General features: G+C 39.2%; 6 protein-coding genes. 3 read left to right on the top strand and 3 right to left on the bottom strand.

What is annotated here, in order from left to right; translation table 11 throughout:
• Positions 1–27: 27 nt before the first annotated feature.
• Together AC2S94_RS07060 and gltB are read right to left on the bottom strand one after the other, a co-directional pair.
• Positions 28–1488: a glutamate synthase subunit beta gene (locus AC2S94_RS07060; protein WP_484630763.1), complete on the bottom strand. Its 1461-nt coding sequence runs from the start codon at positions 1486–1488 to the stop codon at positions 28–30.
• 4 nt (positions 1489–1492) lie between these two features.
• Complete coding sequence (gltB, locus tag AC2S94_RS07065; RefSeq protein ID WP_484630764.1) at positions 1493–6016, bottom strand: glutamate synthase large subunit; 4524 nt, start codon at positions 6014–6016, stop codon at positions 1493–1495.
• A 542-nt stretch (positions 6017–6558) separates the two neighbouring features.
• On the opposite strand from gltB, the gene AC2S94_RS07070 reads away from it, so the two are divergent.
• A complete protein-coding gene (locus AC2S94_RS07070; RefSeq protein WP_484630765.1) occupies positions 6559–11922 on the top strand; it encodes a T9SS type A sorting domain-containing protein in 5364 nt (1787 codons plus the stop codon).
• Between the two features lie 70 nt (positions 11923–11992).
• Here AC2S94_RS07070 and AC2S94_RS07075 read toward each other — a convergent pair whose 3' ends face one another.
• Positions 11993–13135, bottom strand: coding sequence for an acyl-CoA dehydrogenase (locus AC2S94_RS07075; protein WP_484630766.1), 1143 nt, complete (start codon positions 13133–13135; stop codon positions 11993–11995).
• A gap of 92 nt (positions 13136–13227) precedes the next feature.
• Between AC2S94_RS07075 and AC2S94_RS07080 the strand changes: the two genes are divergently transcribed.
• Together AC2S94_RS07080 and AC2S94_RS07085 are read left to right on the top strand one after the other, a co-directional pair.
• Positions 13228–14292, top strand: a complete 1065-nt coding sequence (locus AC2S94_RS07080; protein WP_484630767.1) for an anhydro-N-acetylmuramic acid kinase — start codon at positions 13228–13230, stop codon at positions 14290–14292.
• A 65-nt stretch (positions 14293–14357) separates the two neighbouring features.
• The gene (locus AC2S94_RS07085; RefSeq protein ID WP_484630768.1) at positions 14358–15584 is read left to right on the top strand and encodes a Glu/Leu/Phe/Val dehydrogenase dimerization domain-containing protein; all 1227 of its coding nucleotides are present in this window, start codon (positions 14358–14360) and stop codon (positions 15582–15584) included.
• Positions 15585–15593 lie beyond the last annotated feature (9 nt).

Consider the following 15593-nt stretch of genomic DNA (forward strand, 5'->3'; position numbering starts at 1 on the left):
CTTTTTCATTTTAATAAACTAAAGTTATTACGCTGATGGAAGATCTCCATCACCTTTTATAGGCAACTTAGATTTGCCCATCAGATATTTATCCACGTTATGCGCAGCCTCTCTACCTTCAGAAATAGCCCAAACTATTAAGGACTGGCCTCTTCTCATATCTCCAGCTACAAATATGTTTATCACATTCGTTCTGTAATTCTTTTCAGATTTTATATTGGTTCTAGGATCCAGACCTAAACCTAACTTTTCGCTTAGTGTTTTCTCCGGACCAGTAAAACCTAGAGAAAGCAGGGCTAGATCACATGGCCATTCTTTTTCAGAATTTTCAACCTCTTTTAACTCTGGTCTCTGTCCAGGTTTTTTAATCCATTCTACCTGTACCGTTTTTAACGCCTTCAATTTACCTTCATTATCCTTAATAAATTCCTTCGTTTGAATGCTCCAGTTTCTTTCCACACCTTCCTCATGAGAAGAACTTGTTTTCAGAGTAAATGGCCAGTAAGGCCATGGATTTTCTGAAGACCTGCTTTCAGGTGGAAGTGGCATGATCTCAAAGTTCGTTACAGAATTTGCCCCATGACGATTTGAAGTTCCTACACAATCTGAACCTGTGTCTCCCCCTCCAATAACGATCACATCTTTTCCTTTAGCGCTTAATCTGTCTTCAACTTCATGAAGTCCATCAACAGCCTCATTATTATGCTTTAAAAATTCCATAGCTTGTACAACGCCTTCTGCATCTGATCCCGGAATAGGAAGTTCTCTTCTGGCTGTTGCACCGCCGCATAGAACCACAGCATCAAAACTCTTAAGATCTTCTACCGAATAATTCTTTCCAACTTCTGTATTGGTCTTAAATTCAATTCCTTCCGCCATCAATATTTCTAGCCTGCGGTCTATTACTTTCTTCTCCATTTTAAAATCCGGAATTCCATATCTAAGTAATCCGCCGATCTTCGCATCTCTTTCGAAAACTGTTACATGGTGACCAGCTCTATTCAATTGTTGGGCAGCGGCAAGTCCTGCGGGACCAGAGCCAACTACCGCAACTTTTTTACCGGTACGGTTTGCTGGAGGCTCAGGCTTTATCCAGCCTTCTTTAAAACCTCGCTCCACAATATACTTCTCGATCATTTCTATGGCCACAGGAGGCTCTATAATGCCTAATACGCAAGCCGACTCACATGGTGCTGGACATAATCTTCCGGTGAACTCAGGGAAATTATTTGTTGCGTGTAAAATTCTCAGTGCTTTTTGCCATTCATTTCGGTAGACTGCATCATTAAAATCTGGAATTAAATTTCCCAGCGGGCATCCACTATGGCAAAATGGAATTCCACAATCCATACATCTTCCACCTTGTTTTTTTAATTCTTCAGTTGGAAGCTCTTTATGAAATTCGTTATAATTCTTAACTCTCTCTTCCGGTTTTATATCTTCTTCCTGAATACGATCGTATTCTAAAAATCCTCTTAACTCTCCCATAAATTTATGCTGTCTTTAAATCTACCTCTTCTTCTTTTTGTTTTTCTGCTTCCAGTTTTTGTAACGCTTTTTTATATTCAGTAGGCATTACTTTGATAAATGCTGTGGAAGCTTCTTCCCAATTATTCAAAATTTCCTTGGCAACTTCACTTTCAGTGTATTGATAGTGATTCACGATCAATTCTTCCAGTTCCTGCAGGTTTTCCTCTGAAGGACCTTCCAATTCGATCATTTCCATATTGAAATTATTCCTGTCCAGTTCATTTTCAGGATCATAAATGTAGGCTGTACCTCCGCTCATTCCCGCAGCGAAATTCCGTCCTATTTTACCAAGAATCACAGCGGTTCCTCCGGTCATATATTCACAACCATGATCTCCAATTCCTTCAATAACTGCTTTGGCTCCTGAATTTCTTACGCAGAAACGCTCTCCACCAATACCATTAATATAAGCCTCGCCGGTAATCGCACCGTACAAGGCTACATTTCCAATGATGATATTCTCATTAGACTTGAAAGTTGCATTTTTTGGTTTTCTGATGGATAGAATTGCTCCTGAAAGTCCTTTTCCAAAATAATCGTTGGAATTTCCTTCGATGTTCAGGTTTAGACCTTTTGCGGCAAATGCTCCAAAACTCTGTCCGGCTGAGCCATTAAAATTCAGCGTTAAAGTGTTCTTAGGCAAGCCTACTGCTCCGTGAATTTTTGAAATCTCGTTACTGATGATCGCTCCAGTTGTTCTATTTGTATTACTAATTGGATAACTCAGAGTGATCGGTTCTTTTCTATAGATCGCTGGATGGGCATGTTTCAAAATTTCGAAATCTAGCACTCCTTCAATATTATGTAACTGCTTTTCAGTATTTGAAAGCGGAACACCGTCAGTAATATTAGGTTTATGCAGAATATTGGAGAGATCAATTCCCTGTGCTTTGTAATGCTTGATAGCACGGTTCATTTCTATCTTCTGACTCTGGCCAACCATTTCTTTCATGCTTCGAAAACCTAACTGTGCCATGATCTCTCTTAATTCCTGAGCGATGAAATACATGAAATTGATCACATTTTCAGGAGTTCCTTTAAAGTTCTTTCTCAGTTCCGGATCCTGTGTGGCGATTCCAACAGGGCAGGTATTCAGGTGACAGGCTCGCATCATGATACAACCCGTAGCCACCAGAGGTGCAGTTGAAAAACCAAATTCCTCTGCTCCCAATAAACAGGCAATGGCTACATCCCGACCAGTTTTCAGCTGGCCATCACATTCTACCACGATCCTGCTCCTAAGATTATTCAGTAATAGTGTTTGTTGAGCTTCAGCTATTCCCAATTCCCAAGGAAGTCCCGCATGTCTAAGCGAAGTTAAAGGCGAAGCTCCAGTTCCTCCATCATAACCCGAAATAAGAACCACGTCTGCTTTCGCTTTGGCAACACCTGCGGCAATCGTACCAACACCCACTTTAGAAACCAGCTTTACATTGATGCGTGCTTCTCGATTGGCATTTTTCAAATCGAAAATTAGCTGGGCAAGATCTTCAATAGAATAAATATCGTGGTGTGGCGGCGGAGAAATAAGTCCAACATAAGGTGTGGAATTTCTCGTTTTCGCGATGTCAGGATTTACTTTTGGTCCCGGTAACTGTCCACCTTCTCCAGGTTTTGCTCCCTGGGCCATTTTAATCTGAATTTCCCTGGCATTTGTTAGGTAATCTATGGATACCCCAAATCGTCCAGAAGCGACTTGCTTTATGGCTGAATTTCGCCAATTTCCGTTAATGTCCTTCTGAAAACGACCTGCATCTTCACCACCTTCACCGGAATTACTTTTTCCTTTAATCCGGTTCATGGCAATGGCCAGGTTCTCATGAGCTTCCTTGCTAATAGAACCAAAAGACATAGCGCCGGTTTTAAACCTTTTTACGATCTCTGTCCATGGCTCAACTTCTTCAATAGGAATCGGATTCAAATCCTTGAATTTGAACATTCCTCTTAAAGTCATAAGCTTTTCATTCTGCTTATTGATGATTTTAGAGTATTCAGTATAAGTTTCGTAACTATTCTGTTTAACTGCCTGCTGAAGTTTGGCAACACTGGCCGGATTGAAAACGTGGCGTTCTCCATTTCTTCTCCAGCGATAATCTCCTCCCATTTCCAGATCCAGATCAGTTTCTGTCTCAGGAGGGAAAAAAGCGTGTTGATAACGTTTCTGAATTTCTTTTTCCACCTCGTATAAACCAATTCCTTCAATCCTGGTTGGTGTATTTGAAAAGTATTTGTTTACGAATTTCTTGTTCAATCCTAAAATTTCGAATATCTGTGATCCGCGATAGGAGAGAAGTGTTGAAATTCCAATCTTATTCATGATCTTAATGATCCCTTTACCAATAGCCACATTGAAATTTTCCACTGCTACTTCAGGATCTTCCACATCGATCTCTTTTCTTTCTACAAGATCATAGATCACCTCATTCACCATATAAGGGTTGATGGCGCTCGCACCGTAGCCGAAAAGTGCGGCGAAATGATGCGGTTCTCTTGGCTCTGCAGACTCAACCACAATTCCGAAAGAAGATCTTCTGTTATAATCCTTCGCGCGGTGATGAACAAAAGAGCAGGCTAGAAGGGATGGAATAGGAGCCAGTTTTGGATTCACATTCCTATCTGAGAGTATGATCACATTACAGCCGGCATCTACGGCTTCGTTAATTTCAATGATCATTTCGTCCAGACGATCCTCAAGTCCATTCATTCCTTTTTCTGCTTCATAAAGCATGGAAATGGATTTTGCTTTGAATCCGGGTTGATCAATATATTTTATTTTGTCCAGGTCTTCATTTGAAATGACCGGATTTTGAATTTTAAGTTTCCTGGCCTGTTCCGGGATAATATCAAATAGATTGAGATCTTCACCGATGGATAGACTGATGTCCGTAACGATCTCCTCCCGGATACCATCTAACGGCGGATTTGTAACCTGTGCAAAAAGTTGCTTGAAATAATTGAACAATAATTGCGGCTTATCCGAAAGTACAGCCAATGGAATATCTGTTCCCATAGATCCAATCGCCTCTTTTGCTTTCGAAGCCATTGGTGAAATAATAGTGGTGATATCTTCGTAGGTGTAACCGAAAAGTTTCAACCTGGTGATATAAGGAATATCTTCTACAGGGGTTTTATTTCCGGTATAAGGTACATCCGCCAGCGGAAGTAGGTTATCCTTCAACCATTCCCTATAAGGTCTTTCTGAAACGATCTTTTCTTTAACTTCTTCATCTTCGATAATTCGACCTTCGATCATATCTACCAGGAACATTCTTCCCGGTTCAAGCCTACCGTGTTTTAATACATTTTCAGGCTTTATGTCCAGAACTCCAGTTTCCGAAGACATTACCACATAGCCATCTTTAGTAACCGTATAACGTGAAGGTCTGAGTCCGTTTCTGTCTAATAATGCTCCGATGTAATTTCCATCAGTAAACGGAATGGAAGCTGGTCCATCCCATGGTTCCATAATACAGGCATTATACTCATAAAATGCTTTTTTATTATCCTTCATGGATGGGTTCTTTTCCCAGGCTTCAGGAACCATCATCATAATGGCTTCTGGTAGTGATCTGCCTGTCTGCAGTAAAAGTTCCAACGCCATATCCATCGATGCAGAATCTGATTTTCCGTCAAGGATAACTGGGATGATTTTTTTCATATCCTCACCGAAAATTTCACTTTCAAAAAGCTCTTCCCGGGCTTTCATCCTACTCAAGTTACCACGAAGCGTATTTATCTCACCGTTATGACACATATATCTGAAGGGCTGAGCAAGATCCCAGGTAGGGAAAGTGTTGGTAGAGAAACGCTGATGTACCAGAGCCAACTTAGTGATCACATCCGGATCATTTAGATCCTTGTAATATTCATTGATATCCTGAGGCATTAATAGCCCCTTATATATTATAGTATTTGTTGAAAGACTGGAAAAGTAGAAATATTCACTTTGTGCCAGACCAGATTTCTCTACTGCATGCTCTGCAATTTTCCTGGCAGAATATAATTTGGCGTTGAAGGTACGATCATCCATTTCTTCAGGTCTACTAACAAAAACCTGTTCAATAGCTGGTTCAACATTACTCGCCATTTTTCCAAGACAGGAGTGATTGACAGGGACTTTTCTCCAGCCAAGAATTTTAAGATCCTGTTTTTCCACTTCCTTTTCGAAAGATTCCCTGCAGATGCCAGCTTGATTTTTATTCTTCGGAAGAAAAACCATTCCAACAGCATATTTCCTTAATTCAGGAATTTCGAACTCACATACTTTTTTGAAGAAATCGTGAGGAACTTCGATTAATATTCCTGCTCCATCACCAGTTTTACCATCGGCGCTCACTGCACCTCTGTGTTCTAGGCGTATTAAAATATCTATCGCCTTATGTATAATATTATTGGTTCTTTCGCCATTTAAATTACAGATAAATCCTGCACCGCAGTTATCGCGCTCAAATAGAGGGGAATAAAGTCCCTGTTCTTTCATTCTCATACGTGTTCATTCTGAATTATTCTTTTAAAGTTAAAGAAAACAGAATTAAATTTTGGCAGATTTGTTGGCTTTCAGGAAAGATTTTAATCATTAATAAATTATTGAAGTTTAAATGAGAAATCTTTAAAAATACAAACTCTTGTTGCGAATTATTTAATGCATTTAGTAGTGAATTTTCTTCTTAAGGGTTTTCCCGTAATTTTTGGAAAGTGAAATTTTAACTCGCGAATAATCAAAATAAAATGTTAATTTTAACTTATTGATAACTAGTGTTCTATATTCTTTTTGAATCTATTTATCAAAATATTTAAAAGCCTCCAGATACTTTACTTTTCTTTTTTTGCTACCAGATAATTATTCTGGATTGTTAAATGTATTCCCCCCGTATGATTTTGTGCCATCCAGGCACTTTCCCTGATCTATGATCAGGTTATGCCCTACTCAGTTTTGTAATTAGATTAATTGAAGCCCCCTTTAATGACTGCCCGGTCTGCTTCCCTAGGTTAACCAAGCTAATGGCCTAACCTTAAAATTTAATTATTATGAAAAAAATTACCAATCAAATGATTTCAATTTTCATATTGATCTTATTTTTGCTTTTAAGCACTGGAAAAATACATTCACAGGTTCTACCAGGATTTAAGGATGGAAATGTTATTTCTGATAATTCGGAGCTGGATTGGGACGATGTTTGGAATGCTTTTATCGACCCAGAAAATTATTCCCTTCCCTTCAATTCCGTTTCGGCAGGGATTATTTTTGATGACATAAATAACCCTAGCGATCCGGATCCAAAACTCACAATTGATAAAACTTTTACGCAGGGTTCTAAAGATCACGACTTCATTGCTGATTGGAGTAATACCAACAATGGTCCTAATGACAAAACAGATATTCAGCAGGCCGGAGCCTTTCTCTATAATGGGGTCCTTTATTTTTTCGGAAATCTATTTGCTGATAATGGAGATGCCAATATTGGTTTTTGGTTTCTTCAGGATGATGTTAGGGAGGATGGTTTTGGATTTACTGGAGAACATGTACCGGGAGACTTATTTTTGGTTGCCTCTTTTACGAATGGTGGAAAACAAGGAAATGTTGCAGTTTACGAATGGCGGGGTGACGGCTCTGGCGATGTTCCCAATAATGGTCAATTACAAACCTTAATAGAACCTAATGGTGTAGACCCTATATTATCGGGGTATGTAGGAGCTGTGCTTAATGTTGAACCGACAGGTACACCATGGTCCTATTTTACCAAGGGAGAAGCAGGGCCTTCTCTAATGCCTATTAACACGTTTTTCGAGGGGTTTATAGATCTTAAAGGGCTTTTGAATAATACCGATTTTGACTTAATTTCAGGTACTAATGCATGTTTTTCCTCATTTCTAGTAAATACTCGAAATTCTGCTTCAGTAGATTCAGCTCTAAACGATTATGTTGCTGGGGGATTTTTTGTGCAACCAGAAGTAGAATTGGAAGGATTTACTGCATGCGAAGGAGACGAGCTAAATATATTAAGGCCTGTAATTGAAGGTGGACTTTATAAACCAGGTGAAACAGAATTTTCATATCAATGGTACAGAAATGGTGAGGTTATTCCAGTAGAGGAAGGAGGAACTGCCCAAAATTACCAGGTTAACGAGTCAGAAGGTGAATATACTTTTAAAGTTGAAGTAATTGGGGATGCTATTGATGGTTTAGGGGACTGTATAGGCTCTGCAGAAGCAGAGGTCACGATTTATAAAGTACCAAATTTTGATGTTGAACCTATAGGTGTTTGTGAGTCTGAGGACACTGAGACTGCTACAGTAGATCTTACCGCCGCCATAAGCAATGCAGACTCTGGAACTATGACTTACTCAGACAGCGATGGAGTTATAGGCGATCCTGAGAATTATTCAGCATCTCTTGGAGAAACAACCATTACAGTTCGTATCAGTAATGATGAAGATGGGGATTTAGATTGTTATAGGGAGAAAACCTTTAAGGTAAATATTTACGACAATCCTGATTTTACAGTTTCCAATCTTGAAGACTGTGAAGAAGGTACAACTGAAAGTCAGACCTTCGACCTTACTTCCGCCATCGGAGCAAATCCAGATTCAGGAAGCTTCAAATATTATGATAGTTCAGCAAAGGCAACTGCAGGACTTGATACTGATGATATTGAGGATCCGACCAGTGTATCGGTTGGCCTTAGTGACAGTCCAAAAACTTTCTGGGTAAGACTGGATAATGATTCTGATGAACAGGAGAATTGTCATACGATCAAGTCTTTTACAGTTAAGGTTAACGACAATCCTGATTTTACAGTTTCTAATCTTGAAGACTGTGAAGAAGGTACAACTGAAAGTCAGACCTTCGACCTTACTTCCGCCATCGGAGCAAATCCAGATTCAGGAAGCTTCAAATATTATGATAGTTCAGCAAAGGCAACTGCAGGACTTGATACCGATGATATTGAGGATCCGACCAGTGTATCGGTTGGCCTTAGTGACAGTCCAAAAACTTTCTGGGTAAGATTGGATAATGATTCTGATGAACAGGAGAATTGTCATACGATCAAGTCTTTTACAGTTAAGGTTTACGACAATCCAGATTTTACAGTTTCTGATCTTGAAGACTGTGAAGAAGGTACAACTGAAAGTCAGACCTTCGACCTTACTTCCGCCATCGGAGCAAATCCAGATTCAGGAAGCTTCAAATATTATGATAGTTCAGCAAAGGCAACTGCAGGACTTGATACTGATGATATTGAGGATCCGACCAGTGTATCGGTTGGCCTTAGTGACAGTCCAAAAACTTTCTGGGTAAGACTGGATAATGATTCTGATGAACAGGAGAATTGTCATACGATCAAGTCTTTTACAGTTAAGGTTTACGACAATCCTGATTTTACAATTTCCAATCTTGAAGACTGTGAAGAAGGTACAACTGAAAGTCAGACCTTCGACCTTACTTCCGCCATCGGAGCAAATCCAGATTCAGGAAGCTTCAAATATTATGATAGTTCAGCAAAGGCAACTGCAGGACTTGATACCGATGATATTGAGGATCCGACCAGTGTATCGGTTGGCCTTAGTGACAGTCCAAAAACTTTCTGGGTAAGATTGGATAATGATTCTGATGAACAGGAGAATTGTCATACGATCAAGTCTTTTACAGTTAAGGTTTACGACAATCCAGATTTTACAGTTTCTGATCTTGAAGACTGTGAAGAAGGTACAACTGAAAGTCAGACCTTCGACCTTACTTCCGCCATCGGAGCAAATCCAGATTCAGGAAGCTTCAAATATTATGATAGTTCAGCAAAGGCAACTGCAGGACTTGATACTGATGATATTGAGGATCCGACCAGTGTATCGGTTGGCCTTAGTGACAGTCCAAAAACTTTCTGGGTAAGACTGGATAATGATTCTGATGAACAGGAGAATTGTCATACGATCAAGTCTTTTACAGTTAAGGTTTACGACAATCCTGATTTTACAATTTCCAATCTTGAAGACTGTGAAGAAGGTACAACTGAAAGTCAGACCTTCGACCTTACTTCCGCCATCGGAGCAAATCCAGATTCAGGAAGCTTCAAATATTATGATAGTTCAGCAAAGGCAACTGCAGGACTTGATACCGATGATATTGAGGATCCGACCAGTGTATCGGTTGGCCTTAGTGACAGTCCAAAAACTTTCTGGGTAAGATTGGATAATGATTCTGATGAACAGGAGAATTGTCATACGATCAAGTCTTTTACAGTTAAGGTTTACGACAATCCAGATTTTACAGTTTCTGATCTTGAAGACTGTGAAGAAGGTACAACTGAAAGTCAGACCTTCGACCTTACTTCCGCCATCGGAGCAAATCCAGATTCAGGAAGCTTCAAATATTATGATAGTTCAGCAAAGGCAACTGCAGGACTTGATACTGATGATATTGAGGATCCGACCAGTGTATCGGTTGGCCTTAGTGACAGTCCAAAAACTTTCTGGGTAAGACTGGATAATGATTCTGATGAACAGGAGAATTGTCATACGATCAAGTCTTTCACAGTTAAGGTTTACGACAATCCTGATTTTACAGTTAGCAACTTGGATTCATGTGAAGATCAGGATCAAAATGGCGCTGATTTAGGATATTACGAATTTGATCTTGATGATGGAGTTTCTACAGAAGAAACTGGTGTTACTTGGGAGTTTTATACCAGCCAGGAGGATGCTGATACAGAGACAAATCCAATAGGTTCAGGCAAAAATGCTTATCGCGTATACCTTTCAGGAGGTAGTGATCCAGCAAGTCCTGAGACAATTTATGCCCGTTTAGATAACGATAATGATGGCGATCCTGAAGCTGGTTGTCACACTATCAAATCCTTTACTTTAAAAGTATATAATAATCCGGATGTTGTTATTTTAGATCCACCTTCGGATCCTGTATGTGATTCTGATATTCAACCCGAAGATGAATTTGGAGATCCAATACCGGTTCAATTTAAGGCTACTGTTAATGGTCAGCCTTGGACAGGAGATACCGGAACATTGACTGGAGTTTGGAGCGGTGACGTTAATGGAGACGGAACTTACAATCCAAATATTTCGAATAGCTTGGATAAAGAGGTGATTTTTACAGTTACCGATAGTGAGGGTAATTGTATTGGTTCCGATAAAATTAACTTTACGGTAGAAGAACCTGTAACTTCTGATTTACCTCCAGTATCCATATGTATAAGTGATATACCGGCTGGTGGAATTAATATTCTGAATAGTTATATAACTCCAAACTTGAATGGTGAAACTATTGATGGAGCGGTATCCTATTTATTAAACGGGGAGAACTTCGATGGTGTCTTTGATCCGACGGAATTAGGAATTTACTCTGTTATTGCTACGTATAACCTTGTTGGAAAGACTTGTCCAACTGATGTAAATATCATATTTACAATTGTTGACTGTCTAGTCTGCGAAACTGCTTTCGCAAAACCTGAAGGGCCAGATAATAACTATGATGAGTCATACTGCTTTATCGATGATAATGTACCAGGTTATGCAGATGTTTTAAACGAGGAAAGGTGGGGCTGGACTAATGGTTATGATAAGGATACTTATATCCTGTGGGAGGAAAATCCATTGGAATTAATTCTATATGCAGGAGCTGGACAATGTGATATTACAAAAGGTGAAATTGCTGGAACAGTGACCGTGACATTTATTCCTACTCCAGATGAACTAGATAGTAAATATGCCGGTTCTTTCACTGTTGAATATGAGGCTTTATATGACGATGCTAGTACAGGATGGTTTATAGAAGGTGGACAATTCTATATTGGTGAAGCACCTTATCCAAAAGGGAGAGGTAAAAATAAAGAATATACCGTTGCACCTGGACAATATAATTGGACTATAGATGTAGATGCAGGATTAAATGTTGTAGCTCCTCCATTAAGCAATACAGGAGTAGATTATATATATATTATTGCTCATGCTGAAGCTTGTAGAACCAATACAATTGAATATGCTCAGGAATTAAGATCAGAAGCAGAAACGCAATATTTTACTCTAGATAAAAATAATAATACAATTGTATATGGAGAGTCATCTAAAGGAGGAAAACCACAAAAATCCACTGCTAGTACTTCATTAGCTGAAACATCAGATCCACTATTTAGCGTGGCTCCGGTACCATTCTATGACGTATTGAATATTGGATATCTGTTCGATTATACTTCGGATGTTACCATCCAGGTGTTTGATCTAAACGGTAGATTATTAGCTACATATTATGATACGGCAGTAAATGCTGATAGTATCTCTAGCTTCAGTGTAGATTTCAGAACGAAGTCAAATCAGATCTACATCGTGAGAATGACTACAGATAGAGAAGTTTATTCTGCAAAAATTATTGCAGGCAAATAATAATTAGTTGAATTAAAAAGAAAGAGCAGCCAATGGGCTGCTCTTTTGCTTTATAATAATTTCAAAAAGATTAATCTTTAAGGATGCTTCTTGAAATAACGATCTTTTGGATCTCAGAAGTTCCTTCATAGATCTGTGTGATCTTTGCGTCCCTCATCAATCTTTCTACGTGGTATTCTTTTACATATCCGTTACCACCATGAACCTGAACAGCTTCTACAGTGACATCCATCGCCGTCTTTGAAGCATGTAATTTTGCCATCGCACCTGAAAGATCATAATTCTGTCCCTGGTCTTTATCCCAGGCAGCTTTCATAACCATATGACGAGCAGCTTCGATCTGTGTATGCATATCTGCAAGTTTGAAAGCGATTGCCTGATGATTGCAGATTTCAGTACCAAATGCTTTACGTTGCTTAGAATAATCTTTTGCCAGTTCGTAAGCACCAGAAGCAATTCCTAAGGCCTGAGCTGCAATTCCTATTCTTCCTCCTGAAAGGGTTTTCATGGCAAATTTAAATCCAAAGCCATCTTCACCGATCCTATTTTCCTTGGGAACCTTTACATCATTAAAGTTCAAAGAGTGCGTGTCACTTCCTCTAATTCCTAATTTTTGCTCTTTAGGGCCAATTTCAAATCCTACCCATCCTTTTTCCACGATAAAGGCATTAATACCTTTATGCTTTTTCTCTTTATCTGTTTGAGCGATTACCAAATAGTAATCGGCAGAACTTCCATTGGTGATCCAGTTTTTAGTTCCGTTTAGAATATAATGATCCCCTTTATCTATCGCAGTGGTTCTTTGCGAAGTAGCATCACTTCCTGCTTCCGGTTCTGAAAGACAGAAAGCTCCTAATTTCTCACCGGTGGTAAGCTTGGAAAGATATTTTTTCTTTTGCTCTTCATTTCCAAAAGTGTCAAGTCCCCAGCAAACAAGTGAATTATTTACAGAAACCATCACCGATGCCGAAGCATCTATTTTTGAAAGTTCTTCCATAGCCAGAACATAGGATACTGTATCCATTCCACCTCCACCATATTCCGGGGAAGCCATCATTCCTAGAAAACCAAGATTCCCCATCTTTTTGATAAGTTCTTTTGGGAATTCCTGTTTCTCATCTCTCTCGATCACGCCCGGTAGTAATTCCGTTTTTGCAAAATCACGAGCGGCATCGCGTATCATTATATGTTCTTCTGTAAGTTTAAAATCCATTTGAAAAGAAATTTATAAAAAACTGATTTTTGGAGGCCAAAGATAGCTTTTTGATACCTATTTTTCAATTGATATTAAGTATTTTTACGAATATGGAAAAATCAGAATACAGGTTGATCGGGGTGATGTCTGGAACTTCTCTTGACGGAATAGACCTCGTTCTTACAGAGATCAACTTCAATCATAAAACGGATTTTTCCATTATTCATTCTGAAACATTTCCGTACTCCCATGAATGGAGAAACCGTTTGTCTGCCGCAGTTAGTCTGGAGCCTGCTGAATTGATCAAGCTTGATGAAGAGTATACATCTTATCTGGCTGAGGTGATCAATAGGTTCATTCAGAAATATGACATAGATCTCCTGGATGCTGTTTGCAGCCACGGACACACGGTGAAACACAGGCCTAAAAAGGGAGTTACGTTCCAAATCGGTAACAGACCCAGTCTGGCTTCAATGATAAATGTTCCGGTGGTTTGTGATTTCAGGGTGCAGGATGTAGAATTGGGAGGACAGGGAGCGCCGTTGGTGCCAATAGGCGACCGACTTTTATTCAATGAATATAAATACTGCATCAATCTTGGTGGCTTCGCCAATATATCCATGGAGAATGATTCTCAGCGGATCGCCTACGATATTTGTCCGGTGAATACTGTCCTTAACCATTTCATGCGGAAATTGAATAAGGATTTTGATGAGGATGGAAAGTTAGCCAGAGCAGGAAAACTAGATGAAGAACTTCTTCATAAACTAAATGAACTAAGATTTTACAAGCTTCAACCACCTAAATCTCTGGGAATAGAGTGGGTGAATTCTGAAATTATTCCACTGCTGGATAAAAACCAGGACGATATCCCATCAGTACTAAAAACTTTTACCGTTCATGCTGCAACCCAGATCGCTAACTCGGTAGATGATGATTCAGATTCAAAAGTCTTATTAACTGGTGGAGGAACCTTTAATTCCTACCTTATTGAAGAAATAGAGTCAAGATCCAAATGTGAATTTGTTATTCCAGAAAAAGAGTTGATCGACTTCAAAGAAGCATTGATCTTTGCGTTGCTGGGAGTATTGAAATTGAGGGAAGAAGTAAATGTTTTGAGTTCAGTTACAGGGGCTAAAATGGACCATTCTTCAGGCCGGGTTTATGAACCCTGAAAATTTTGCCAAATTCGGAATTGAGCCTGCTTAGTTTTTTATATTTGCTTCAAAATATTTCAAAAATGAAAGAATTACTCAAAGTATACGAAAATAAAGAGCCTGAAATTGTTTTTAACTGGAAAGATTCTGAAACCGAGGCTGAAGGCTGGACGGTGATCAATTCTCTTCGAGGTGGAGCTGCCGGTGGTGGTACCAGAATGAGAAAAGGACTGGATCAAAACGAAGTTCTTTCCCTGGCTAAAACAATGGAGGTGAAATTTACCGTTTCAGGTCCTCCAATTGGTGGTGCGAAATCGGGTATTAACTTTGATCCTTCAGATCCTAGAAAAAAGGGAGTTCTGGAGCGTTGGTATAAAGCCGTTTCTCCATTATTGAAAAGTTACTACGGTACTGGTGGAGATCTAAATGTAGACGAGATCAATGAAGTAATTCCAATTACCGAAAATTGTGGTGTTTGGCATCCTCAGGAAGGTGTTTTTAGTGGTCATTTTCAGCCAACAGAATCAGATAAGATCAATAGAATTGGTCAGCTTAGACAGGGTGTAATCAAAGTTCTAGAGAACACTAATTTTTCTCCTGATGTGAGCAGAAAATATACGGTGGCAGATATGATCACCGGTTATGGTGTGGCAGAAGCTGTTCACCATTATTATACTATTTACGGAGGTGATATTAAAGGTAAAAGAGCCATTGTTCAGGGATTTGGTAATGTAGGGTCTGCAGCAGCTTACTACTTATCTCAGATGGGAGCAAAGATCGTGGGAATCATTGATCGCGCAGGCGGACTTATAAATGAAGAAGGATTTAGTTTTGAAGAGATCAAGCAAATGTTCCTGGATAAGGACGGAAATGCTTTAAGGCATAAAGATGTAATGCCTTTTGCAGAGGTCAACGAAAAAGTATGGAAGCTGGATGCTGAAATTTTCGCACCTTGTGCTGCATCTCGTTTAATATCAAAAGACCAAATCACAAACCTGATAGATCGTAAACTTGAAGTTATTTCCTGCGGGGCTAATGTTCCTTTTGCCGATAAGGAAATTTTCTTCGGCCCAATTATGGAATATACAGATGAGCGTGTAAGTCTTATTCCAGACTTCATTTCAAATTGTGGAATGGCAAGAGTTTTTGCTTATTTCATGGAGAGAAGAGTTCAGATGACAGATGAAGCAATCTTTAATGATACTTCCATGACCATTAAAAATGCTATTCAGAATACTTTCGATAATAATAGCAGCAAAACCAATATCAGTAAAACAGCATTCGAAGTGGCTCTTAAACAGCTTGTTTAAAAGTTTGTT

The sequence above is a fragment of the Christiangramia pacifica genome, assembly GCF_057221535.1.